Here is a 24,792-nt window from a genome sequence, read left to right on the forward strand (position 1 = left end):
CACATCAGCCCTTGCGGCCGATGATGAGGTCGGCGACCAGGCCGGTCCAGCCGGTCTGGTGGGAGGCGCCGAGGCCGGCGCCGTCGTCGCCGTTGAAGTACTCGTAGAACAGCACCGCGTCGTTCCACCGCGGGTCGCTCTGGAACCGCTCGCTGCCGCCGAACACCGGCCGCCGCCCGTCGGCGTCCCGCAGGAACGTCGAGATCAGCCGGCGCCGCAGCTCGTGCGCGACCTCGAGCAGGTTCATCATCTGCCCCGACCCGGTCGGGCACTCCACCTGGAAGTCGTCGCCGAGGTACATGTGGTAGCGCTCCAGCGCCTCCACCACCAGGTGGTTGATGGGGAACCACACCGGCCCGCGCCAGTTCGAGTTGCCGCCGTACATCCCGGTCGTCGACTCGGCCGGCTCGTAGTCGACGGTGAAGGTCCGGCCCTCGACGGTCACCGAGTACGGATCGGCCCGCAGCCGGCGCGACATGGACCGCAGCCCGGTGGGGCCCAGCAGCGAGTCCTCGCTGAGCACCTCCACCAGCAGCCGGCGCAGCCGCTCCGGGTCGGCGACGGTCAGCAGCGCCTCCCGCCGTCCCTCCGCGCCCCTCATCTGCACGAAGCCGGTGTGCTCCCCCTCCTGGTGCTCCGGGTCGCGCATCCGCCGGCGCATGAAGCTGGCGAAGCGACGCTGGTAGCGCTCGGCGTCCTGGGCGGCCCCCGCCCCCTCGAGGTACGCCGCCGCCAGGACCGGGATCACCCCGACCAGGGAGCGCACCTTCAGGGGCACTCGCTCGCCGTTGGGCAGGGTCAGCTGGTCGTAGAAGAACCCGTCGTCGGGGTCGAACATCTCGACGTCGGACATGCCGTCGGTGATCGCGGCGAAGTGCTCCAGGAACTTCAGCACCATCGGCGAGTAGGCGCCGTCGTGCTGCGCCAGGCGCAGCGCCATGCGCAGCATCGACAGCGCGTAGAACGCCATCCAGGCGGTGCCGTCCGCCTGCTCGATCTCGTACCCGGGCGGCAGGTGCGACCGGTCGATGGGACCGATGTTGTCCAGCCCGAGGAAGCCGCCCTCGAACACGTTGTTGCCCTCGGCGTCCTGCCGGTTGACCCACCAGGTGAAATTCATCAGCAGCTTCTGGAACACCTGGGCGAGGAACTTCAGGTCGCGGCCGCCGTCGATCTCGAAGATCCGGATCGCGGCCCAGGCCTGCACCGGCGGGTTGACGTCGCCGAAGTTCCACTCGTACGCCGGGATCGCGCCATTGGGATGCATGTACCACTCCCGCAGCAGCAGGAGCATCTGGTACTTCGCGTACTCCGGGTCCACGTGGGCCAGCACGACCGTGTGGAACGACAGGTCCCAGGACGCGAACCAGGGGTACTCCCACGCGTCCGGCATCGAGATCACGTCCGCGGCATCGAGGTGCTTCCACGCCGCGTTGCGCCCGGCACGCCGCTGCGCCGGGGGTGGCGGCTCCCCGGGGTCGCCGAACAACCACTGCCGCACGTCGTTGCGGTAGAACTGCTTCCCCCAGATCATCCCCGCGAACGCCTGCCGCATGACAGCCCGCTGCTCGTCGTCGACGTGCGGCGCGAGTGCCGCGTAGAACTCGTCGGACTCCTTCTCCCGCAACGACATCAGCGCGTCGAACGGCCGCCCCTCCCACCCCGGCTGCGGATGGTCACCCTCCTCCGGCGACCACAGCCGCAGTCGCACCTCCACCGTCTCGCCGGGGTCGACGGTCACGCGATACCAGTACGCCGCCTTGGTGCCCCGCTCCTCCGGGTTGACCGTGTCGGCGCCGTGCACGACATGGTCGTTGATCCCGTCCTTGGGGTACGGCGAACGCACCGGGGCGTCCGGCCCGAACAGCCGCGTGGCGTTGGTCGCGTTGTCGCAGAACAGCGGCACCGGCGCCGACCCGTCCGGCCCGGCGGCCGCGTCGAAGTGCCAACGACCGGCTCGGTGGTGGTCGGCGATGATCGTTCCGCTGTCGTGGATCACCTCCGGCATCGGGTGACCGTGCGACCAGTTCCAGGTGTCCCGGAACCACAGCGTGGGCAGGACGTGCAGGGTGTCCCGGTCCGGTCCGGCGTTGGTGACGCGCACCCGCATGTGCAGGTCCGACGGGTCGTTCTTCGCGTACGAGACCTCCACCACCCAGTAGCGGTCCTCGTCGAAGACGCCGGTGTCCAGCAGCTCGTACTCCGGGTCGTGCTTGCCCCGGGAGGCGTTGGTACGCACCAGGTCCTCGTACGGGAACGCGGCCTGGGGGTAGTGGTAGCGCGTCCGCAGCCAGGCGTGCGACGGGGTGGCGTCCAGGTACCACCAGTACTCCTTGACGTCCTCCCCGTGGTTGCCCTGGCCGTTCGTCAGGCCGAAGAAGCGCTCCTTGAGGTGGTCGTCGCGGCCGTTCCACAGCGCCAGCGCCAGGCACATGTCCTGGTGCAGGTCACTGACGCCCGCGATGCCGTCCTCGTTCCAGCGGTACGCGTGCGACCGGGCGTGGTCGTACGGCAGGTAGTCCCAGGCATCGCCGTCGGCGGAGTAGTCCTCACGCACGGTGCCCCACGCGCGCTCGGACAGGTACGGACCCCACTGGTACCAGGGGCCGGCGTCCTCGGGGCCGTAGACCATCCCGCCCGCCTCCGCCATCCGGGCGGCCTCGGCGGACGGCAGCGGGGGACCGGCGGGCCCCGGGTCGGACGGCGGCGACGTCGGCATGCCCCGATCATGCAGGGATCGATCGGCGAGAGCCAGGGGGCTGCGGTGTCGTACCGTGGAACGGTGACCGGTCGGATCGCGCGCGGCGGCACCGCCCTGGCGGCGGTGCTCTCGGCCGCTCTGGTGTGGTCGGCGCTCATGGCGGGCCCCGCGCACGCGGAGGACTCCGCGACGCCGGACCCCGCCGCCTCGGCGAGCACGTCGGCCCCCGCCGCGGAACCGGAGCCCACCGACACCGGCACCCCCACGCCGAGCCCGACCACGACCCCCACGCCGACGCCCACCCCCACCCCCACCAAGCCGCCGCCGACGAAACCGCCGGCCAAGCCGCCTGCGAAGCCGCCGGTCTCCACCGTGCTGAAGTTCCCGCTGGACTCCGGCACGCGCAGCACCTACGTCCGACTGCTGCAGAAGCGGCTGATGTGGCTGGGCTACGACATCAAGCCGATCGAGTACCAGCGGAAGAAGTTCGGCCACACCACCGAGAAGGCGGTCAAGGCGTTCCAGGTCAAGTTCTTCCAGGTTCCGACCGGCGTGGTCCGCAAGGGCACCTGGGAGGACATCAAGTCGATGTCCGGGCGGATCGGCAAGCTGCCGAGGGCCTGCACCGAGCGGACGTCGCTGTGCATCGACAAGACCCAGAAGCTGCTGCGGTACGTCCGGGACGGCAAGGTCGTCATCACCCTCGACGCCCGGTTCGGCATGTCGTCCACGCCGACCCGTGAGGGCGTGTTCTCGGTCTTCCGCAAGAGCCGCGACCACTACTCCAGCCTGTACGGCTCCTGGATGCCGTTCGCGATGTTCTTCTCCGGCGGCCAGGCGGTGCACTACTCCCCCTACTTCGCCCGCGACGGCTACTACGGCGCCTCGCACGGGTGCATCAACATCCGCGACTACGACGGGGTGCGCTGGGTGTACGACCGGGTGCCGCTCGGCACCCGGGTCGTGGTCTACCGGTCCTAGCCGGGAGGGGCTCCGGGGGCACCAACACCCGGTGTGGACTCGCGCGACGCCGAGGACGAGGATCGGACCATGTCCGGCACCCACGACGACCCCACTGCCCCTCGTGCTCTGTCCACCGACGAGCAGTTGTCCGAGCTGCGCAGCCGCCGCAGCCAGCTCAAGGAGGGGATGACCCGGCTGGAGTCGGCCGTGGCGCGGCCGGTGGCCGGCGACGCGTCGGCATGGGCGGACGAGGTGGGTGAGGCCCTCGCCCGGCTGCGGGAGGACTTCGCGGTCCACATCACCGTGACCGAGCGCGAGGGCGGTTTCCACGACCAGCTGGTCCATGACGCGCCGCGGCTGGAGGGCAAGGTGCGCCGGCTGACCCGGGAGCACGAGACCCTGCGGCACGACATCGACGAGGCCCAGGAGGCCTGGGTGCAGCTGGTGTCCGAGGGCACTGCCGGCGGCGACGAGGGTGTCGACGAGGTACGCCGCCGCGTGACCGACCTGCTCGGCCGGCTGTCGCGGCACCGGCAGCGGGGGTCGGACCTGGTCTGGGAGGCCTTCGCGTTCGACCTCGGCGGCGAGACGTAGCGCGCGAGGACCGCTAGGACCCCACGGCGACGACGCGGAACACGTCCTCGTCGGTCTGCTTCACCCGCCACACCTGCTCGCCCGCCTTCGGCAGGCTGACCAGGAACTGCCCGCCCTGCCCGATCGGGGACGACTGGTTGCCGGCCACCCCCTTCTCCACCAGCGTGTAGCCGGTGTAGTCGCCGACGCCGGCGTACCGCACGACGACGGGCGCGCCGACGGTCACGTAGTAGGTGTCGGCCTCGGGCTGCACGCCGTCGGGGCCGAACAGCAGCTCGATCTCCAGCCGGTCCAGCGGCTTGGCCTGCGAGCCGGTGGCCGGGGCGGTCGGCACGGCGCCGGGGTCGACCACGCTGCCGCCGGACGCGTCACCCGATCCGCCGGCGTCGGAGGACGACGCGGTCGCCTCGGGGCTGCTGCCGTCGGGGCTCGCGCCCTCGGAGGCAGTTCCCTCGGAACTGGAGCCCTCGGAGGCACCCGGGATGGTGGCGGCCGGGACGCCGCCGGCACCCTGGGCCGCGTCGTCCGACGAGCCGCCGCGCAGCACCAGCACGGCGCCGACCACGACCGCGAGGACCACGACGACGGCGAGGACGGCGAGGACGGCGAGCAGGGCGGGCGACACGCGGGAACGGCCGGGGGGCGGGGACTCCGGGAGCACGGACATGGCGACCAGCGTAGGTTCCGGTCCGGGCGCCCCCGGCCAGCGCGTGTTCGGATCGGGTAAGGGCGCACCGGCCCGGCCGTGGCTAGCCTCGGCCCCGATGTCCTCCGACCCCGGCGCGACCTCAGCGCCCTCCGCCTCCCCGCGTCCGGCCTCCCCACGACCGGCCCCGCCGCCGCTGCGCCGCCAGCAGGCCGAGGCGCTCGCGGCCCTGGACGAGGCCTGGCGGGCCGGCCGGCGGGCCGCCTGGGTGGTCCTGCCCCCCGGCGGCGGCAAGACCCGCGTGGGGGTCGAGGCCGCGCTGCGGCTGCGCCGGCGCACGGTCGTGCTCGGACCCAACACCGCGATCCAGGGCCAGTGGATCGCCCAGTGCGGTGGGCTGGGGCTGTCGGCCAGCGACGACCGGTCGCTCTCCCAGCCCGCCACGGTGCTGACCTACCAGGCCCTGGCGGTGTTCGACCCGGACGCGGGCGACGACGCACCGGCCGAGCCGGAGGAGGGCGAGGACCCCGAGCAGGCCCGGGGGCCGCAGCATCTGGACCGGCTGCACCCCAACGCCCGGGCCCTGGTCGACACGCTGGCCGCGGCGGGACCGCTCACCCTCGTGCTGGACGAGTGCCACCACCTGCTGGAGGTGTGGGGCGAACTGCTGGGCGAGGTGCTCGGGCTGCTCCCGGACGTGGTCGTCGTGGCCCTCACCGCCACCCCGCCGGAGGCGCTGTCCGCCGACGAGGCGGACCTGGTGGCCCGGCTGTTCGGGCCCATCGTCTACAGCGCCACCATCCCGTCGTTCGTCCGCGACGGGCACCTGGCGCCGTTCCGCGAGCTGGTCCGCTTCACCGACCCCACCACCGACGAGGCGGCGTACGTCTCCGGCGAGGCGCGCAGGTTCGCCGAGCTGCGCTCGGACCTGATGGCACCCGGCTTCGCGACCACCGGGTTCCTGGCCTGGCTGGACGGGCGGTTCGTCCGACGGCAGACCGAGGCCGGGACGAAGGCCGTGCCGTGGTCCCGGCTGGAACGGGACCGCCCGGACCTCACCGCCGCCGTGCTGCGGGCCCACACGGCGGGACTGCTCGGCCTGCCCGAGGGCGCCCGGGTGCGTGAGGAGCACCGGGCTCCGCTCGACGCCGAGGACTGGGTCGAGCTGATCGAGGACTACGTCGTCGGGTGCCTGACACCGTCGGCCGACCCGACCGATGTGGCTGCGCTGGAGGCGATCCGGCGAGCGGTCCCCTCCGTCGGCTACCGCGTGACCAAGCGCGGCCTGGCGCGGACGACCAGCCCGGTGGACCGGGTCGTGGCCCGGTCCGCGGCGAAGGGCACCGCTGCCGTGGGGATCGTCGACGCCGAGTGGGGCGTCCGCGGCGACGGTCTGCGCGCCCTGGTGCTCTGCGACTTCGAGCGTGCCTCGGCCCAGGTGCCCGCGCGCCTGGTGGGCGTCCTGGAGCCGGAGGAGGGGTCCGCCCGCGGGGTCCTGCGGCGGCTGGTGGCCGACCCCACGACCGTGGCCCTCGACCCGGTGCTGGTCTCCGGACGGTCGGTGGCGTGCTCGGCGCGGACGGCGCCGAGGCTGGTCGCCTGGCTGCGGACCCAGGACCCCGGGCTGGAGCTGGCCGACCCGCCGGCGGTCGACGGTGCGCAGGAGGCCGACCTGCTGGTGGACCTCGAGGGCCGGTGGAGCCCGCGCCGCTGGGTGCCCCTGCTGACCCGGTGGTTCGAGGAGGGCCAGGGCCGCGTCCTGGTCGGCACCCGCGCGCTGCTCGGGGAGGGCTGGGACGCGCGCGGCATCAACGTGCTGGTCGACCTGACCACGGCCACGACCCCGGTCGCGGTGACCCAGACCCGGGGCCGGGCGCTGCGGACCGACCCCCGCGACCCGGACAAGGTCGCCCACACCTGGACCGTCGTCTGCGTCGCCGACGGGCATCCGCTGGGGGACGCCGACTACCGCCGCCTCGTGCGCAAGCACCGCGGCTTCTTCGCGGTCACCGACGACGGACTCATCACCGACGGCGTCGCCCACGTCCACCCCGAGCTGTCCCCGTACGCGCCACCGACCGGCCCGGACCGCGAACGCATCAACGTGGAGATGACCCACTCCGCCGCGGACCACGCCCGCACCCGCGCCCTGTGGCAGGTCGGGGCCCCGTACGACGACGTGCCCGTCGTCGAGGTCCGGGTCCGGGCCGCCCGGCCTCTGGGCGCCGACCTGCGCGTGGGTGCGGTGACCGTCGCTGGCGCCGGCGCCCGCCGCGGCGTCGCGGACGCGGTCGTGCTGCGGCCCCGCCGCGACGGCACCGCGGCGGTGTCGCTGCGCTCGGGCCGATGGCGGTCGCTGCGGTCCTGGCTGTCCGGTGGCGACGACCTGGCCGCCGCCGCGGACCGCGCGACCGCGCTGGAGTCGTTGGCCTGCGCGGTCGCGGACGCGCTGTCCGCCGGCCAGGCGGTCCCGCGGGGTGCGGACGCGGTGCGGGTCGCGCCGACCCGGGACGGGCAGTACCGGGTCTGGCTCGACGGCGTCCCGGAGGAGGCCTCCGCGGTGTTCTCCGACGCGCTGGACGAGGTCGTGTCGCCACTGTTCGCGCCGCGCTACGTCGTGCCGCGGTACGTGATCGAGGTGCCGGACGACCCGCGTGAGCGGCGCCGGCTGGCCTGGCGCCGACTGTGGCGCCGTCGCATCCCGGTCACGGTGGTGTGGCACGCCGTGCCCTCGGTGCTCGGCGTGAACAAGGAGCGGGCAGCACTGTTCGGCGCCGCCTGGAACCGATGGGTCTCCCCCGGCGAGCCGCTGTACACCGGGTCCCCCGAGGGCGCCGGCGTCCTGGCCGCCCAGCGCGGGGACGACCCGTTCGCCGTGACGACCGCGGTCCGCACCGAGTGGCGCTGACGCGGCGGCCTCGGCTGGTTGACTGACGCCATGAGCGACGACCTGCGCGTGGCGCTGCTCGGGTACGGCCTGGCCGGCCGCGTCTTCCACGCCCCCCTGATCACCGCCACCCCGGGCCTGCGGCTGGCCGCGGTGGTCACGGCCGACCCGGGTCGGGTCGCCGAGGTGCGCGCGGACCACCCCGACGTCGCCGTCCTCGCCGATGCCGCGTCGGTCTGGGACGGGGCGGACGCGTACGACATCGCCGTGGTCGCGACGGCCAACGCGGCCCACGTCCCCCAGACCAGGGCCGCGCTCGGAGCCGGGCTGCACGTCGTGGTCGACAAGCCGATGGCCGCGGACGCCGCCACCGCGCAGGACCTGGTGGACGCCGCGGGCACGGCCGGCCGGATGCTCACCGTGTTCCAGAACCGGCGCTGGGACTCCGACCTGCTCACGGTGCGCCGGCTGATGGCCGCGGGCACGTTCGGCGAGGTGCACCGGCTGGAGTCGCGGTTCGAGCGCTGGCGCCCGGAGCCGAAGGGCGGCTGGCGGGAGACCGGCGGGCCGGAGGACATGCCCGGGCTGCTGTACGACCTCGGCGCGCACCTGGTCGACCAGGCCCTGCTGCTGCTCGGACCGGTCGTGTCCGTCACCGCGTCGGCGCGCGCGGTCCGCCAGCCGGGCGGCGCGGACGACGACACCCAGTTGCTGCTGCGCCACGCCTCCGGCGCCGTCAGCCTCCTGTTCGCCTCCGCGGTCGCCGCACTGCCCGAGCCGCGGCTGCGCGTGCTCGGCACCCGGGCCGGGTACGAGGTGGCCGGTCTGGACAGCCAGGAGGACGCGCTGCGCGACGGCCGTTCACCGGCGTTCCCCGGCTGGGGTGAGGAGCCGACGGACGCGTGGGGACGTCTGGTGACCGCCGATGGCGAGACGCGCCCGGTGCGCAGCGAGCCCGGCGACTGGCCGGCGTTCTACGCCGGTGTCGTCGCCGCGGTCCGAGACGGCGCCCCGCCGCCGGTGGACCCCAGGGACGTGGTGGCCGACCTACGTGTACTGGACGCCGCCCGCGAGTCCGCGCGCACCGGGGCGACCGTGGTCCTCGACCCCCCGGCGGCGCACGTCGCCGCGACGACGGCCTGACCGGCCGGTCAGCCCCCATGGCACGAGCGAGTGCCCGGGTGCCGCTGGTGGTCCAGGCGCTGTGGTGGCGTCGCGGCGTCTCGCTGGTCACGCTGGTCGTCGCGGCGCTCACCGTCGCCGCCGCCGCGATCGCGCCGATCTACTCGCGAGCGGCCGCGGAGTCGGTGCTGCGAGACCGGCTCTCGACGGCGGCACCCGAGGACGTCGGAGTCTCCGTCGAGGGGACGGTCGCGACCGGGGACCCGACCGCGACCGCCGACGCGCTCGCGTCGTTCCCCGTGGCCGGGCAGACCCCGTGGTATCCCCGTCGGATCCTGGCATTCGGAGTCATCAGCCAGACCGGTGTGACGACCCCGGAGCCGGCCGGGAGTCGCGTCGCCACGCAGGTGTTCTGGCGCGACGACGTGTGCGCGCACCTCGTCATCGTCGACGGGCGGTGCCCAGCCCGGGCCGGGGAGATCGCCGTGAGCGCGCGCACGTCGGAGGAGCGGCCCGAGTGGTCCCTCGGCGCCAGGGCGCCGCTGGAGGAGCTGCCCACCGCCACGGTCGCCGCGGACGGCAGCACCACGACGGCGCCGATCGTGGGCGAGGTGGTGGGCATCTACCGGCCCCGCTCGACGGCCGACCCCTACTGGTTCGGACGCACCTACTTCAACGCCCACCCCTACACCGGCCGCGGCGAGGGTCCCGACACCGTGGACGCCTTCGTCACCGACCGGGCGACCTTCGACCGGCTCGCACCGTCCGCGGATGCCACGGTGACCGCGGACTACCCGCTCGACCCGTCCGCCGTCCGGCTGGCCGACGTCCCTGCCCTGCGCGGCACTCTCGGGTCGATCCGCACGGGGCCCGCGGCGGAGGCCGGGTACGAGGTGCGCAGCAGCCTCGACGCGGTGCTCGACAGCACCGAGCAGGAGGTCGCCCTGCTCACCGTCGCGGCACTCGTGGTGTCCGTCCAGCTCGCGCTGCTCGCCGCGGTCGTCCTCTTCCAGGTGGTCGCCGACACCACCGAGGCACGGGGCAACGAGATCGCCCTGGCCAAGCTGCGTGGGCTGCCGTCGCGCTCCACGGTGCTGGTGGGCCTCGCCGAACCGCTGGTGCTCCTCGTGGCCGCCATCCCGCTCGGCCTCGGCGTGGCCTGGGTCACGAGCGCGGCGATGACGCGGGTGTTCCTGCTGCCCGGTACGCCCGTCGCTGTCCCCCTGGGTGCGGGGATCGCCGTGGTGCTGGCGCTCCTCGGCGGAGGGACGGCCGCGGCGCTGGCCGCGCGCAGGACGCTCACCCGCCCGGTGCTCGAGCAGTGGACCTCGGGTGCCTCCGTGTCGGACCGGTCCGGCCGACGCCTGCTGCTCCTGGACCTCGCCGTGGCCGGCACGTCGCTGGCCGGCTTCGCGCTGCTCTCGACCCTGACACCCGCGGCCGCGCCCTACGCGAGCGCCGCCGCCGACGCGACCACGGGAGTGGCCGGAGTCCTCGTGCTGCTGGCGCCGGGCCTGTTGGTGGTCGCGGTCGCCCTCCTCGGGGTCCGCCTGGTCCCCGTGGTGGGGCGTCTGGGTCTGCGACCCACCCGGGCGGGTCGCCGGGTCGGGCTGTTCCTGGCGCTGCGGCAGGTCGTCCGGCGACCCGCCGGCGTCCGCCTGGCCGCTCTCCTGGCGGTCGCCCTGGGCCTGGCGACCTTCGCGGTCGGTGCGGAGTCGGTCGCGACCACCAACCGGGATGCGCGCGCGGCACTGGAGCTCGGCGCGACGCAGGTGCTCGACGTGTCCTTCGAGCGACGCCACGACCCGGTCGAGATCACCCGCCGGGTCGATCCCGAGGGTCGCTGGTCGATGGCGGTGGCCGCGTGGCTGCCCTACGGCGGCGACGTGACGGGGACGGTCCTGGGGGTCGACAGTGCCCGGCTGGACGCGGTGGCCCGGTGGGATGCCGTGGGCTCGCCGACCAGTGCGCCGGACGTGACCGCGCGGATCGCCCCGGAGCTCCCCCCTCCGGTGACCATCACCGCGGACGCCGTGCGCGTCGTCCTGGAGGAGGTGAGCTTCACCGGAACCGCACCGGTCGTCACCGTCCTGGTCTCCGACGACGCGGGCTACCACCTGCTCGTCGCCGGCCCGCTGGTCCCGGGAACGGGGACCTACCAGGCGGCGGCGCCCTGCCTCGCCGGCTGCCAGCTGTTGCAGATCGGCCTGGACCGGCGGCATGTCAGGGACTCCCCGTTCCGCGGGCGGCTGGTCTACGCCCGCATGGACGAGCGTCGGGACGGCAGCTGGCGACCCGTCGACACCGGCTTCGGCGTTCCGGGCGCGTGGCGGCCCACCCCGCTGGCGGGGATCCCGTCGCCGAACCACCTGACCGTCAGGAACGGCCAGCTGCACGACGACGTCGCGACGATCGGCAGCGAGACGCCCTCGATCCAGCATGCGGACGCGCCGCTGCCCCTGCCGGCCCTGGCCACACCCGGCTCGACGCGCCAGGAGGACCCCGAGGCGCCGCCGACGATGGAGGACTCGCGCGGCCGTGTCATCCCGCTGGACCTCGTGGAGCGCCCCGACCGGTTGCCGGTCGTCGGGGCTGACGGCGTCCTGGTCGACCTCGGGAACCTCAGGACGGTGGCCCTGGGCAGCGAGACCGAGTCCCGCTGGTCGGTGTGGCTCGGCGACCAGGCACCACCCGATGCGGTCGCACGACTCACCGCCGCCGGGCTCCTCGTCAACTCGACCGCGTCGATCGCCGACCGCGAGGGGCTGCTGAGCCGGCAGGGGCCGGCGCTGTCCCTGCGGCTCCTGCTGGTCTGCGCAGCCGCCGGCGCGGCGCTCTCGGCCGGAGCGGTGGCCGTCGCGGTGGCCGTGACCGGGCGTCGTCGGTCGTTCGAACTCGCGGCGCTGGGTGCCGTCGGGGTGCCCCGCCGGCAGTTGATGGCGGCATGCGTGGGCGAGCAGGGCCTCCTGCTCGGTGCCGGCCTGCTCGTGGGCGTTCCGGCCGGGGTCGTCGCCGCGCGGCTGTCGCTGTCGCTGATCCCGCAGTTCGCCGATCCCACTCCCGCCCTGCTCACCCTGACACCCGGGGTCGCACCGGTGGTCATCCTGACCGTGGTGGCCGGGGTACTCGTCGCCGCCACCGCCTGGATCGCGGGTGTGGCAGTGCTGCGCGCGTCCGTCCCGGCTCGCCTTCGGGAGGCCGACCAGTGAACGGCCCCGTGAGAGCCGGCCTGGCCCTCTCCTGCCGACGCCTGACGCACGCGTACCGGATGGGAACGGACGAGGACGGCGCGCAGGCGGCGACCCTGGTCGCCCTCGACGACGTGAGCCTGGAGGTCGCGGCCGGCGAGAGCGTCGCGGTCCTCGGGCCTTCCGGTTCCGGGAAGTCGACGCTGATGTCGATCCTGGCGGGCCTCCTGCGACCCACCTCGGGCCGGCTACTCATCGGCGGCGACGACGTGAGCGCGATGTCACAGCGGGACCTGCTGCGGCTGCGCGCGCACGGCGTCGGGGTGATCCTGCAGAACCCGGCGCGCAACCTGCTCGCGTACGCCACCGTGCTGGACAACATCCGTTTCGCCCAGCGTGGGGTCCGGCGCCCCCGCAGGGGCCAGCTTCCCGACCCTCTCTCCCTGCTGGACCGCCTGGGCCTCGCCGACTTCGCCGAGCGCCGCGCCGGCCGGCTGTCCGGCGGGGAGCAGCAGCGCCTGGCCGTCGCGATCGGCCTGGCGAACGCGCCGGGCCTCGTGCTGGCCGACGAGCCGACCAGCCAGTTGGACGCCGCCAACCGGGAGGCCGTCGTGGCGCTGCTGGGCAGGGCGACGGGCGAGTTCGGCACCACGCTGGTGGCCGTGACGCATGATCCGGAGGTGGCAGCGGCGCTCGGACGGACGGTGCACATCGTCCAGGGCCGTCTGTCCGAGGACCCCCCGAGGGCTGGACGCCCGACCGGCCCGCTCGAGGACGCGCCATGACGGCGCGGCCTCCCGGGAACCTGGTCCTCACGGCCACGGACCTGCGGTACGTGCGCGACGGTCGCGTGATCCTCGACCGGGTCTCCCTGACCGCGACGGCCGGCACCGTCGTCGCGGTGACCGGGCCCTCGGGCAGCGGGAAGTCGAGCCTGCTGGCCCTGCTGTCCGGCCTCGAGGCGCCCGACGAGGGAGCGGTGACCCACGGCGACGCGGCGGGGACGGGCGCCATCCCCCGGGACACCGGGCTGGTCCTTCAGGGGTACGGCCTGGTCGGGATCCTCACCGCGGCGGAGAACGTGGAGGTGGTCCTCCAGTCACGCGGGCTGGCCCGCGCCGAGGTCCGCCGGCGGGCCGCCGACGCCCTGCGGTCGGTCGACCTGTCCGCATTCGTGGACCACCGGGTGGATCGGCTGTCGGGTGGGCAGCAGCAGCGGGTGGCCGTCGCCCGCGCACTCGTCGTCGAGCCGCGGTTGCTGATCGCCGACGAGCCCACGGCCCAACTCGACGCCGCGGCCGCCGAGCGGGTCCTGCACCTGATCTTCCAGGCCGCCCGAGCCGGAGCTGCCGTCGTCCTGGCGACCCACGACCAGGAGGTCGCAGCCAGGTGCGACCTGCAACTGCGGCTGCGTGACGGCCGCGCTCAGCCCAGGTAGTCCCGGAGCACCTCCACCAGGAACGCGTGGTCCTCCCGCTGCGGCAGTCCGGACACGCCCACGAAGCCGACGACGCCGGTGCCGACCACCGAAAGCGGGAAGCCGCCGCCGTGGGCCGCGTACTCCGACAGCGGCAGCCCGGTGGCGGCCTCGAACGTGGTCCCGCGCTCCTCGTACGACAGCCGCACCTGCAGGGTCGACCGGCCGTACCGCTCGACCACCCGGGCCTTGCGCTCCAGCCAGGAGTCGTTGTCCGGGCTGGTGCCGGGCAACGCCGCCCGGAACAACACGCGGCCGGCCCGGCGGACCTCGATCGCCACCGGCAGAGCCCGCTCGCGGGCTCGCGCCACCAGCAGGGCGCCGAGGTCGAGGGCGTCGTCCTCCGACAGCGACGGCAGGACCAGCTCGGCCTCCTGCGCCGCGACGTCGGCCGCGGTGAGGTCCTCCGACATCGCGGTCAGCTCTGCTGGCTCATGGGCCACAGCGCCCAGACCGTGGTGCGTACCCGGCGCGGCTGGCGCAGCACCGAGACGATCGAGGCGGCGACGTCGTCCGGGCGCAGGTAGTCGGCCAGCGAGGGGTCGCCTTCGGTGCGGCCCTTGCCGATCGCGAACTCCGTCTCCACCCCGGCGGGGCAGATAGCGGTGACGCGGATCCCCTTCTCCCGCAGCTCGCGGTCCAGGGAGCCGGCCAGGCCGACCTGGGCGAACTTCGTGCCCGCGTAGACGGCCTCGTCGGCGCCACCGCGCAGGCCGGCGACCGACGAGACGATGACGATGTCGCCGCCACCGGTGCGCGACAGCAGGGCGGGGACGGCGGCGCGGACCGTCCAGACGGTCCCGTCGAAGTTGGTCCGGACCATGTCCGCGAGCTCGTCGTCGGTGTTGTCCATGATCCCGCCGTACATGCCGACGCCCGCATTGGCGACGACGGAGTCCAGCCGGCCGAAGGTCTCCTCCGCCAGCCCGATCAGCCGCTGGTTGTCCTCGGGCACGCGCACGTCCATCGGGACGCCCAGCGCGTTGTCGGCACCGAGCTGGTCGACCAGCTCGGCCAGCCGCTCCTCCCGTCGCCCACCGAGGGCGACCTTGGCGCCGGCCTCCACCAGCTGCACCGCGGCCTGCCGGCCGATGCCGGCGGTGGCACCGGTGATGGCGACGACGGTTCCGGTGAGGTCTCGGGACTCCGCGGGCACGACACACCTCCAAGGACGGGGGCCGCGGGCGCGACCCCACTGATTGCGAACCTACGCCTCAGTCGAGCGACCAGTGCCAGGTCGTCGACAGCCGGACCGGCCGGCCCGGCGCGACCCGGTGGACGTCCGCGGCGCCCAGCCCGTCCGGCGGCCCGGTCTGCGGCTCCAGGCACACCAGGTCGGGCAGCTCGTCGAACAGCACGTACCAGTGCGCCGGGGCGTGGTCCACGGTGGCGACCACATCCAGGCGCAGCAGTCCGGGCCAGGTCAGCGCGGCCATGCCCGAGGGCACGACGAACGCGTCGTCGAAGGGCCCGCTCACGTCCGTCACCTCCCGCCGGACGCCGGTCGGCAGGTGGTCGGGGCCGCGGTCGAGCAGCGCCGACGCGGCCAGGTCGACCTCCAGCGGCGCACCGCCGGCCAGGCGGCGCGGGAACCAGGGGTGCAGGCCGAGCACCACCGGGAAGGAGTCGGCGGCCGAGGACACCTCGACGTCGCAGGACATCCGGCCGTCGGCCAGACCCCAGTCGACGCGCACGACGCCGTCCCACGGCCAGACCGCACCCAGCGGGGCGGTCAGCGTGACCGCGTCCGTGGTCACATCCTCGACCGCGAAGGCCGTGTCCCACGCGGTGCCGTGGATCGCCCACTCGTCGTACGTCGGCTCCAGCGTGACGCCGCCGCCCTCCGTCGGGACGCGGTTGTCCCGCAGCCGTCCGGCCCAGGGCGCCATCGGGTACATCCCGTGCTCCACCGCGTGGTCGCTGCGCCCGGTCAGCAGCTCGTGGCCCGCCACGGTCCAGGACACCGCGCGGGCGCCGGCCGCGGGGCGCACGACGAGCGCCGCGTCAGCGTGGCGCAGCGTGACGTCGTCGCTCACCGCGCCCTCGTCATGATGTCCTCGTCACGACGCGGCCGCGCGGGCCCGGGCCAGCCCGCCGAGCGGGTCCGCCAGCAGCGCGCCGAATGCCTGCTCGGCGGCCCCCAGCAGGGTCGAGTCGCCGCCGAGCTCGGGCAACGCGAGGCGGACCTGCTCGCGCGGGGCACTCAGCGCCGTCGTCATCGCCGCCCGCACCTCGTCCTCCGTCTCGGCGAAGATGTCGCGCAGCACGCCGCCGAAGATGACCACCTCGGGGTTGAACAGGTTCACCAGGTTGGCGACGCCGATGCCGATCCACTCGCCGATGCGCCGCAGCCCGGCGCGCGCCTTCCGGTCGCCGGTGCGGGCGGCGGCGAGGGCATCCAGCACGTCGTGCTCGCCGTCGTCCAGCCCGGTGGCGCGCAGCACTGCGTCCTCGCCGATCTCGGTCTCCCAGCAGCCGCGAGCACCGCACCGGCAGACCAGGCCCTTGGGGTTGACCACCATGTGGCCCACCTCGCCGCCGTAGCCGCCGGAACCCGTCATCGGGGCGCCGTCGAGGATGATGCCGCCGCCGACGCCGACCTCGCCGGACAGGTAGATGACGTTGTCGGAGCCCACCGCGGCGCCCCGCACGTGCTCGGCCACCGCACCGAAGTCGGCGTCGTTGCCGACCACGACCGGCAGCCCGTGCGCGATCAGCTCGGTGAGGTGGCGCCCGAGGGGGACGTCCACCCAGCCCAGGTTCGGGGCGAACCGGACCAGGCCGTCCCGGTGCCGGACCACCCCCGGTACGCCGACCCCGATCCCCGCGCACACCCCGTCAGCGGGCGCCTGCTTGGTGAGCGACCGGGCCAGTGCGCCCAGGTGCCGCAGGGCGTCCCGCTCGCCGAAGGAGTCGCGGCGATGGACCCGCTCGCGCCGGGCCAGCACGGTCCCGCCGAGGCCGACGAGCGCGGCGACCGTGCGCTCGACCCGGAAGTCGAAGGCCAGGACGTAGGCGCTGGTGGCGACGGGCTCGACCACGATGGAGGGGCGCCCGACCCCTCGGCCGACCGGGGTGGTCTCCCGGACCAGCCCGGCGTCGGCCAGCTCGGAGGTGAGCACCCCGACCGTGCTGCGGTTGAGCCCGGTCTCGGCGCCCAGCCGGGACCGGGTCGCCGGACCGTGCAGGTGGAGGATCTGCAGCAGCCGGGCCAGGTTGTGCCGACGCACCTCGTCCTGGGTCACCCCCGACAGGCTGGTCACCGGGGCGCTCCTTCCAGGACTCCGGGCCGAATGGGCGATCGTCCCGGGCGTCCGGGGGGCTCGAGGCTCCCCCCGGACGCCCGGTGCTCGTGGCGCGGCGCGACGGACGCGCCGCGTCCCGCTATCGGGCGGGTGTCGACCTTCGGCGCGAGATCGCGTCGACGCTGGCCGCGATCAGCAGGACCAGGCCGGTGACGATGAACTGGATGCCGGAGGTCTGCGTGATCAGCGGGAGGCCGTTGGCGATCACGCCGATGACCAGACCGCCGATGACCGCGTCGCGCACCTTGCCCTTGCCGCCGAAGAGGCTGACGCCGCCGATGACGGCCGCACCCACCGCGTACAGCAGGGTCTGCGCCCCACCGGTCGTGGGGGACACCGAGCCGTCGCGGGAGGCGATCAGGATGCCGGCCACCGCCGCCATGGTCGAGCCGATCATGAAGCAGGTGACCCGGACCCACGGAACGCTGATGCCGGCCCGGCGGGCGGCCTCGGCGTTGCCGCCGACCGCGTAGATGTGCCGACCGTAGGCGGTGCGGTTGAGGACGAAGGTCAGCCCGACCAGCAGGACCAGGATGACGAGGACGACCCAGGGGACGCCCTGGATCACGATGGGCGCCGACGGACGCTGCCGCTCCTGGTTCAGGACGTAGACGGCGATGCCGAACAGCGCGGCCAGGGACGCCGCCTTCGCCAGCAGGACGCTGCTGGACTCGGCCGGAAGGCCGCGGGACCGGCGCCGCATGATCCGCCGGTAGCCGGCGAACAGGTAGCCGAGGACCACGAGGGCCCACAGCACCCACCCGGCCCACACCGGCATGTTGCCCGCGTTCAGCGCCTTGATGAAGTCGTCCCGGATCGGGATGGTGCCGCCCTCGCCGATCACGAGGAGCATCACGCCCTGCAGCCCGAGGAACCCGGCCAGGGTCACGACGAAGGACGGGATCCCGAGGAAGGCGACCAGGAGGCCGATCGCCAGGCCGATCACCAGACCGGTCAGCAGGGCGGCGGCCAGCGCGAGCGGCATGGGCCACGAGTGCTGGGTCAGCGTGACCGCCAGGATCGCGGCCGCCGTCCCCGCCGTGAACCCGGCAGACAGGTCGATCTCACCCAGCAGCAGGACGAACACCAGGCCCATGGCGATGACCATGACGCCGGCGGACTGGTTGAGCAGGTTGGCGAAGTTCAGGGCCGAGAAGAAGACGTCACCCTGGCGCCAGGTGAAGAACGCGACCAGGACGACGAGGCCGAGGACGGCCGGGAGCGAGCCGACGTCGCCGCCGCGCAACCGGGTCCAGTAGTCGCTGAGGGCCTGTCCGACCCCGCCGCGGTCGCCGGCCTCGGGCAGGTCGACATCCGTGGTCTGCGTGGGGGTGCTCACGACGCCTTCACCTCCGTCGAGCCGGTGCCCATGGAGCCGTCCGCCTGAATCCCGATATCCCCCGTGCGGCCGGCGGTGATCAGTTGCACGACCTCCGCGTGATCCACGCTCTTCGCGTCGACCTGGGCGGCCATCTGGCCCAGGTACAGGCAGGCGATGTTGTCGGAGACGGCGAACACGTCGTTCATGTTGTGCGAGATCAGGATGACCGCGAGGCCGTTGTCGGCGAGCCGACGGACCAGGTTGAGTACCTGCTCGGTCTGGGCGACGCCGAGGGCCGCGGTCGGCTCGTCAAGGATGACCAGCTTGGAGTTCCACAGCACGGCGCGGGCGATGGCGACGGTCTGCCGCTGCCCACCGGACAGGCTGGAGACCTGCTGCCGGATGGACTTCAGGGTTCGGACCGACAGCCCGGACAGCGTCTCGGTGGCGCGCTGCTCCATGTCGATCTCGTCCAGCGTGATGCCGGTCTTCTCCTCGCGGCCGAGGAACATGTTGTGGACCACGTCCAGGTTGTCGCACAGGGCGAGGTCCTGGTAGACGACCTCGATGCCGAGGGCGTTGGCCTGCTTGGGGCCGGTGACGTGCACCTTCTTGCCCTCGAACCACACCTCCCCGCTGTCGAACGGGTAGATCCCGGCCACCCCCTTGATCAGGGTGCTCTTCCCGGCGCCGTTGTCCCCCACCAGCGCCGTGACCTTGCCGGCGTATGCGGAGAGGTCGACGTTCTGCAGCACGTGGACTGCGCCGAAGCTCTTGTTGATCCCGCGCAGCTCGAGCAGCGGGGTCTCCGTTGCGGACATGCGTCTCCTCAGGAACGTCGTGGACGGAGGGGAGGAACCGGGAACGATCCGGGGCGGATGCGGGTGGGGGCGGGTACTCGAGTACCCGCCCCCACCGTCACATCACGGAGTGACGCCGTACTCCTCGCACTTCTTCTTGATCGCGTCGGTCGTGCAGACGCGGTCGTAGGTGGTGAACCCGTCGGCGATGACGTCCTTGACCTGCTCCGGGCCGATGCCCTGGGGCTCCAGCAGGACCGAGGGGACCTGCTCGCCGGTCGTGGTGTCCTCCACCGTCGCGCTCGCCATCGCGTCCGCGGCAGCGGTGTCGCCGTTGATCAGGTCGATGGCCAGCTGGGCGGCCGCGTCGGCCTCCTTCTTGACCGCCTTGTAGACGGTGACGCACTGGGTGCCGAGCAGCACGCGCTGCAGGCCCTCGTCGGTCGCGTCCTGACCGGTGACCGGGATCTTGCCGGCCTGGCCGTTCTTCTCCAGGACCGTGATGACCGCGCCGCCGAGGCCGTCGTTGGCGGAGTTGACGCCGACGAAGTCGCCGTTGGCCTTGGTGTACATCTGCTCGAAGATCGTGCCGGCCTTGGTGTTGTCCCAGTCGGGCACGCTCTGGTCCGCCGCGATGGTGTAGCCCGCGTCGGTGATGACCTGCTCGTAGCCCTGCTTGAACAGCGTGGCGTTGTTGTCGGTCGGCGAGCCGTTGAGCAGGGCCACCGGGCCGGAGTCGTTGCCGTTGGCCTGCATGCAGGCCACCAGGCCCTCGCCCATCGTGGAGCCGACGGCCACGTTGTCGAACGACACGTAGTACGAGGCGCCGCCGCCCAGGGTCAGGCGGTCGTAGTCGATGGTGGGCACGCCCTGGTCGGCGGCCTTCTGGATGACCGTGGCACCGGAGTCGCTGTCCAGGTTCACGATCATGAGGACCGACACGCCGCTGGCCAGCATCTGGTCGGCGATCGTGGCGAACTTGGCCTTGTCGCCGTTGGCGTTCTGGATGTCGTACTCCACGCCGGCGGCCTGGAAGGCCTGCTCGAGGAACGGCCGGTCGGCCGTCTCCCAGCGAGCGGAGGACGCGGCGTCGGGGAGGATCACGCCGACCTTGCCCTCTGCTGCAGGGGCCGACGACTCCTCGCTGGCGCTCTCGCTGGCGCTGGCGCTCTCGCTCGCGCTGGCGCTGGCGCTGGAACCGCTGTCGCTGCTGCTGCTACACGCGGCGACGAGGAGTGACGAGGCGGCGAGGCCGGCCACCACTCCGAGGGTGCGCTTACGCATGCGTGCTGTCCTTTCCGCGCAGGAGAACCTGCGTCCGGTCCCGAGGGATGGCCCGACGGGCCCCCAGCGGTGATTGTTGGCGGCCCGAACATATTGGGGTCGTCCGCGAGGTATCAACCGTCTGGAGAGAACGATTTTGTCGGCGCCGATAACAATTCGGTCACGCCGCCGAAACCTGGGGTCAACACCCCGTTCACGACGGCGGCATCCCCGATACGGCTCCGGGCGCGCCGTCAGACCCCGTGCGCCGCCCGGCGCGCCTCGGCGTAGGCGTGCCGCACGTCGGGTCGGTCGTCCGGGTCCAGCACCCGGGTACCGGCAGCGGGCCAGTGCGGCGGCTCGGCGCCCCCGGACAGCGCCCAGGCGGCCTGGCGCGCGGCGCCGTCGGCGACGTACTCCCCCGGCGGCGGCACGTGCACGGGCACGCCGAACAGGGTGGCGGCGACCTGCTGGACGGCGGGCGACGCGGAGGCCCCGCCGACCAGCAGCACGCGGCGCGGGCTGACCCCCACGGCGACCAGGGCATCGACGGCGTCGGCCAGGCCGCACAGCATCCCCTCGACCGCGGCGCGGGCGACGTCCGCCGCGGTGAGGTTGCCCCGGGTGATGCCCGACAACGCGCCCGTCGCAGCGGGCAGGTTGGGCGTGCGCTCGCCGTCGAGGTAGGGCAGCAGGACGAGGCCGGACGCCCCGGGGGGCGCCTGCAGCGCCAGGTCCGACAACCGGTGCAGGTCGACCCCGAGCAGGTCCGCGGTGGCGGCCAGCACGCGGGCGGCGTTCAGGGTGCAGGCCAGCGGCAGGAAACGGCCGGTGGCGTCGGCGAACCCGGCGACCAGGCCCGTGGGGTCCGCCGCCGGCACCTCGCTCACCGCGAACGCCGTCCCGGACGTCCCCAGCGACACGACCACGTCCCCCGGACCGAGGTCGAGGGCGAGGGCGGCGCCCATGTTGTCGCCGGTGCCCGGCGCGATCAGCGCTCCGGCGGCCGTCTCCCCGATCACGGCGGCCGGCTCCGCCACCGCGGGCACCGCGAGGTCGCGCCCGAACGCCAGCTGGAGCAGGTCGTGCCGGTAGCCGCCCGAGGCAGGGGACCAGTAGCCGGTGCCCGAGGCGTCACCGCGGTCGGTCACGGGGGTGTCCGGGGTCCCGGCCAGCCGCCAGGTCAGCCAGTCGTGGGGCAGCAGGACCTGCGCGGCGCGGGCCGCGTGCTCCGGCTCGTTGCGGGCCAGCCAGCGCAGCTTGGTCACGGTGAACGACGCCAGCGGCACGCTGCCCACCGCATCCGCCCACGCGGCGGGGCCGCCGAGCTCGGCGACCAGGTCCGTGCCGTCCTGGGCCGACCGGGTGTCGTTCCACAGCAGCGCCGGCCGGACCACCTGCCCCGCCTCGTCCAGGACGACCATCCCGTGCTGCTGCCCCGCCACGGCCAGGGCGGCGACGCCGTCGAGGAGAGCATCCGCGGTGGCCCGCTGCAGCGCCGACCACCAGTCCGCGGGGTCGCACTCGGTGCCGTCCGGGTGCGGTGCGCGACCCTCGCGCACCAGCGCTCCGGTGTCGGCGTCGCGCACCACGACCTTCACCGACTGGGTGGACGAGTCGATCCCGGCGACGAGGCGCGCAGTCATGGCCGGAACCCTAGTGAGCGCTCGGGCTACTATCCCCCGCAGCAGCGCCGGATCGGCTGGCGCATGTGAATGGAGTGTGCGTGAACAGCTTCGGCGACTTCCTGCTGTATGCGATCTACATCTTCTTCTTCGCCATGTACCTCATGGCGCTGTTCTTCATCCTCACGGACCTGTTCCGTGACCACGAGCTCAGCGGCTGGTGGAAGGCCCTGTGGATCCTGGCTCTGTTCGTCATCCCGTTCCTGTCGATGCTGGCCTACGTGATCTTCCGCGGGCCCAGCATGGCGAAGCGGGCCCAGGCCGCGGCCCAGCGCGACCAGGAGGCCACGGTCGCCGTGGCGCGGCAGATCGTCGCGCAGACCGGGGGCCCCCAGGGCGGGTCGGCCACCGACCAGATCACCCAGGCCAAGTCCCTGCTCGACTCCGGCGCGATCACCCAGGCCGAGTTCGACCAGATCAAGGCCAAGGCGCTCAGCTGAGCTGACGCCAGCAGGTCCGGATCGGGCCCCGCACCGGTGACGGTGCGGGGCCCGTCCTATGCCTGGGCGGCGGGCAGCGTGACGACCACCTCGGTCCCGTGGTCCTGCGGGTCGGTCCAGGACCGCAGGGTCACCGTCCCGCCCTGCGCCTCGACCACGGACCGGACGATGGACAGCCCCAGGCCGGAGCCCCCCCGGTCACGCGAGCGGCCCTCGTCCACGCGGTAGAACCGCTCGAAGGCGTGCTCGGCGGCCGCGGGCCCCATTCCCGGCCCGTGGTCACGGACCCGGACCGAGCAGGTCCGGGACGACACGGTCACGCCGACCTCGACCGCCGCCGTGACCGGCGTATGGACGCGGACGTTCGTGAGCAGGTTGGCCAGGACCTGCCGGAGCCGGTCCGGGTCCCCCTGCACCAGCGCCGCGGACTCCGGCACCGTTACCACGACCTGCCGGTCCGGTTCGGCGGCGTGGAGGTCGTCGGCCGCCTGGCGCACGAGCCGGACGAGGTCCACGGTCTCGCTGCGCAGCGGGCGCCCCTGGTCCAGCCGGGCCAGCAGCAGCAGGTCGTCGACCAGGCCCCCCATCCGGATGGCCTCCTCCTCGATCCGCGCCGTCGCCAGCTCCGCGGCCACGGGGTCCGACGCCATGCCGCGTCGCGTCAGCTCGGCGTAGCCGCGGATCGACGCCAGCGGCGTCCGCAGCTCGTGTGAGGCGTCGGCGACGAACCGGCGCAGCCGTTGCTCCGCCGCCATGCGGGCCGCCAGCGAGTCGTCGAGGTGGGTCACCATCGCGCCGAGCGCGTCCGACAGGTCGGACACCTCGGCCGAGCCGTGCTCGTCGGGGAGGGCCAGCGAGCCCACCGACTCCACGGCACCCGGGCCGACCAGGTCGGTCGCCGCGATCCCCCGCGCCTCGGCCGCGATCCGGCCCAGCGGCGCGAGTCCGGTCCGGATGATGAGGAGCCCGGCCCCGGCGATCACCAGGAGGGCCAGCCCCCCGACGACCGCCTGCACCGCGACGAGGCGCTCCACGGTGTCCTCCAGCGGCGACTCCGGCAGCGCCGCGACCAGGGTCACTCCCGGGTCGTCCCGGTCGGGGCGGGCCAGCGCGACTCGGTACGGCTGCCCCGCGAGCAGCCCCGACGTCGTCGCGCCGGGAGCGGCATCGGCGACGAGCGCCGTGAGCTCGGGCGCCGGCACCTCCGGCGCACCCTCGCCGAGGACGAGCACCTGCGCGGACCCGTCGGGCGACAGCAGGGCCACCACGGCGCCCGGGGTGGCGATCCCGGGCAGCGCAGACCCCTCGTGCCCCGGTGACTCGTCGCGCTCCCGGGCGGCCCCCTCCGCGGTGGCCGCCAGTGACACGACCTGCTCGTCGAGTCGCTGGTCGAGGAACCCCCGCAGCACGCTGGTGACGACCACGCCCGCGACCACGAGGACGACCGCCGCCAGCGCCGTGACCGCGAGGGACAGCCGCCAGGCGAGCGGCCAGCGACGCCGCCGGGCCGCGGGCGGCGTCCCGCTCACGTGGTCCCGGCCGGATCGGACGGGTCGGGCTCGCGCACCACGTACCCGACCCCGCGCACGGTGTGGATGAGGCGGGGCCCGTGCTCCTCGAGCTTGCGACGCAGGTAGCCCACGTACAGCTCGACGACGTTCGGGTTGCCGCGGAAGTCGTACTCCCAGACCCGGTCCATGATCTGGGTCTTGGACATGACCACGCCGCTGTTGCGCACGAGGAAGCGCAGGAGCTCGAACTCCGTGGGGGTCAAGGAGATCCGCGCGCCGCGGTAGTGGACGTCGTGGCCGTCCTCGTCCACGACCAGGTCGCCGAGCCGCAGGGTCTCCGGCTCGACCCGCGCCGGGGCGGCCCGCCGCAGCACCGCACGCAGCCGGGCCACGAGCTCCTCCAGGCTGAACGGCTTGACCACGTAGTCGTCGGCACCGATGCGCAGGCCCGACACCCGGTCCTCGGTGGCGTCCCGCGCCGTGAGGAAGACGACCGGGGTCTGGTCCCCGCCGTCGCGCAGCCGGCGCAGCAGGGTGAAGCCGTCGGTGTCGGGCAGCATCACGTCGAGCACGATCACGTCGGGACGCTGCTCGGCGATGGCATCGACCGCGTCGGCCCCCGTGCCCGCGGTGCGCACGTCCCACCCCTCGTAGCGCAGCGCCATCGCCACGAGGTCGGCCAGGTACCGCTCGTCGTCGACGACGAGCGCGCGGGTCGGCTCGTCCATGAGGCTGACGCTAGCCCGCCCACCTGTGCGTTTCCTGTGAGCCTGCTGTGCCGCGGTCGTCGTCCCCGGCGCCCGCCGGCGGTCCCGCCGCCGACCAGCGGGGCAGCCGGACACCGCCCACAGCCGCCGCACAGGTTCGGCACAGCACCGGGACAGGAACA

At 73.9% G+C, this 24,792-nt stretch carries 20 protein-coding genes; 8 read left to right on the forward strand and 12 right to left on the reverse strand.

Translation table 11 applies throughout. The annotated features are described in order from the left end of the window. Window positions 1–4 precede the first annotated feature (4 nt). Complete coding sequence (locus tag R2737_07145; protein MEZ5116027.1) at window positions 5–2,719, reverse strand: hypothetical protein; 2,715 nt, start codon at window positions 2,717–2,719, stop codon at window positions 5–7. 63 nt (window positions 2,720–2,782) lie between these two features. Here R2737_07145 and R2737_07150 point away from each other — a divergent pair, with 63 nt between their 5' ends. Next, window positions 2,783–3,682 (forward strand): L,D-transpeptidase family protein, encoded by a 900-nt coding sequence (locus R2737_07150; protein ID MEZ5116028.1) that lies wholly within the window; start codon window positions 2,783–2,785, stop codon window positions 3,680–3,682. Window positions 3,683–3,751: 69 nt separating this feature from the next. Beyond that, the gene (locus R2737_07155; protein MEZ5116029.1) at window positions 3,752–4,258 is read left to right on the forward strand and encodes a hypothetical protein; all 507 of its coding nucleotides are present in this window, start codon (window positions 3,752–3,754) and stop codon (window positions 4,256–4,258) included. 13 nt (window positions 4,259–4,271) lie between these two features. Here R2737_07155 and R2737_07160 read toward each other — a convergent pair whose 3' ends face one another. Next, entirely contained in the window at window positions 4,272–4,925 is a 654-nt protein-coding gene (locus R2737_07160) for a hypothetical protein (GenBank protein MEZ5116030.1), read from the reverse strand. Window positions 4,926–5,022: 97 nt separating this feature from the next. On the opposite strand from R2737_07160, the gene R2737_07165 reads away from it, so the two are divergent. Genes R2737_07165 through R2737_07185 form a run of 5 tightly spaced genes read left to right on the forward strand, consistent with a single transcriptional unit; the run spans window position 5,023 to window position 13,539 of the window. Next, entirely contained in the window at window positions 5,023–7,812 is a 2,790-nt protein-coding gene (locus tag R2737_07165) for a DEAD/DEAH box helicase family protein (protein ID MEZ5116031.1), read from the forward strand. Window positions 7,813–7,842: 30 nt separating this feature from the next. After that, window positions 7,843–8,934: a Gfo/Idh/MocA family oxidoreductase gene (locus R2737_07170; protein ID MEZ5116032.1), complete on the forward strand. Its 1,092-nt coding sequence runs from the start codon at window positions 7,843–7,845 to the stop codon at window positions 8,932–8,934. A 17-nt stretch (window positions 8,935–8,951) separates the two neighbouring features. Next, window positions 8,952–12,122: an FtsX-like permease family protein gene (locus R2737_07175; GenBank protein ID MEZ5116033.1), complete on the forward strand. Its 3,171-nt coding sequence runs from the start codon at window positions 8,952–8,954 to the stop codon at window positions 12,120–12,122. Window positions 12,123–12,181: 59 nt separating this feature from the next. Next, entirely contained in the window at window positions 12,182–12,886 is a 705-nt protein-coding gene (locus tag R2737_07180; protein MEZ5116034.1) for an ABC transporter ATP-binding protein, read from the forward strand. After that, window positions 12,883–13,539 carry an ATP-binding cassette domain-containing protein gene (locus tag R2737_07185; GenBank protein MEZ5116035.1) on the forward strand — a complete coding sequence of 219 codons (657 nt, stop codon included), beginning with the start codon at window positions 12,883–12,885 and terminating at the stop codon, window positions 13,537–13,539. The genes R2737_07180 and R2737_07185 overlap by 4 nt, the downstream gene beginning before the upstream one ends. On the opposite strand, the gene R2737_07190 is transcribed toward R2737_07185, so the two are convergent. From R2737_07190 to xylB, 8 genes are all read right to left on the reverse strand, one after another. Continuing rightward, on the reverse strand, window positions 13,527–13,991 hold the full coding sequence (locus R2737_07190; GenBank protein ID MEZ5116036.1) for a heme-degrading domain-containing protein: 465 nt from the start codon (window positions 13,989–13,991) through the stop codon (window positions 13,527–13,529). The genes R2737_07185 and R2737_07190 overlap by 13 nt on opposite strands. A 5-nt stretch (window positions 13,992–13,996) precedes the next feature. Beyond that, window positions 13,997–14,734 (reverse strand): SDR family oxidoreductase, encoded by a 738-nt coding sequence (locus tag R2737_07195; GenBank protein ID MEZ5116037.1) that lies wholly within the window; start codon window positions 14,732–14,734, stop codon window positions 13,997–13,999. Window positions 14,735–14,792: 58 nt separating this feature from the next. Further along, complete coding sequence (locus R2737_07200; GenBank protein MEZ5116038.1) at window positions 14,793–15,614, reverse strand: hypothetical protein; 822 nt, start codon at window positions 15,612–15,614, stop codon at window positions 14,793–14,795. 24 nt (window positions 15,615–15,638) lie between these two features. After that, window positions 15,639–16,841: an ROK family protein gene (locus R2737_07205; GenBank protein ID MEZ5116039.1), complete on the reverse strand. Its 1,203-nt coding sequence runs from the start codon at window positions 16,839–16,841 to the stop codon at window positions 15,639–15,641. A 121-nt stretch (window positions 16,842–16,962) separates the two neighbouring features. After that, entirely contained in the window at window positions 16,963–18,222 is a 1,260-nt protein-coding gene (locus R2737_07210) for an ABC transporter permease (protein ID MEZ5116040.1), read from the reverse strand. Next, window positions 18,219–19,025: an ATP-binding cassette domain-containing protein gene (locus R2737_07215; GenBank protein ID MEZ5116041.1), complete on the reverse strand. Its 807-nt coding sequence runs from the start codon at window positions 19,023–19,025 to the stop codon at window positions 18,219–18,221. The genes R2737_07210 and R2737_07215 overlap by 4 nt, the downstream gene beginning before the upstream one ends. Window positions 19,026–19,127: 102 nt before the next feature. Next, the gene (locus R2737_07220; GenBank protein MEZ5116042.1) at window positions 19,128–20,288 is read right to left on the reverse strand and encodes a substrate-binding domain-containing protein; all 1,161 of its coding nucleotides are present in this window, start codon (window positions 20,286–20,288) and stop codon (window positions 19,128–19,130) included. A gap of 233 nt (window positions 20,289–20,521) precedes the next feature. Then, on the reverse strand, window positions 20,522–21,913 hold the full coding sequence (gene xylB, locus R2737_07225) for a xylulokinase (protein ID MEZ5116043.1): 1,392 nt from the start codon (window positions 21,911–21,913) through the stop codon (window positions 20,522–20,524). A gap of 80 nt (window positions 21,914–21,993) precedes the next feature. Here xylB and R2737_07230 point away from each other — a divergent pair, with 80 nt between their 5' ends. After that, the gene (locus tag R2737_07230) at window positions 21,994–22,392 is read left to right on the forward strand and encodes an SHOCT domain-containing protein (GenBank protein MEZ5116044.1); all 399 of its coding nucleotides are present in this window, start codon (window positions 21,994–21,996) and stop codon (window positions 22,390–22,392) included. A 56-nt stretch (window positions 22,393–22,448) separates the two neighbouring features. Here R2737_07230 and R2737_07235 read toward each other — a convergent pair whose 3' ends face one another. Then, window positions 22,449–23,921: a HAMP domain-containing sensor histidine kinase gene (locus R2737_07235; protein ID MEZ5116045.1), complete on the reverse strand. Its 1,473-nt coding sequence runs from the start codon at window positions 23,919–23,921 to the stop codon at window positions 22,449–22,451. Next, the gene (locus R2737_07240; protein MEZ5116046.1) at window positions 23,918–24,631 is read right to left on the reverse strand and encodes a response regulator transcription factor; all 714 of its coding nucleotides are present in this window, start codon (window positions 24,629–24,631) and stop codon (window positions 23,918–23,920) included. The genes R2737_07235 and R2737_07240 overlap by 4 nt, the downstream gene beginning before the upstream one ends. Between the last annotated feature and the right edge of the window lie 161 nt (window positions 24,632–24,792).

It is taken from the genome of Candidatus Nanopelagicales bacterium (assembly GCA_041393815.1).
Taxonomy (GTDB): Bacteria; Actinomycetota; Actinomycetes; order S36-B12; family JAWKJK01; genus JAWKJK01.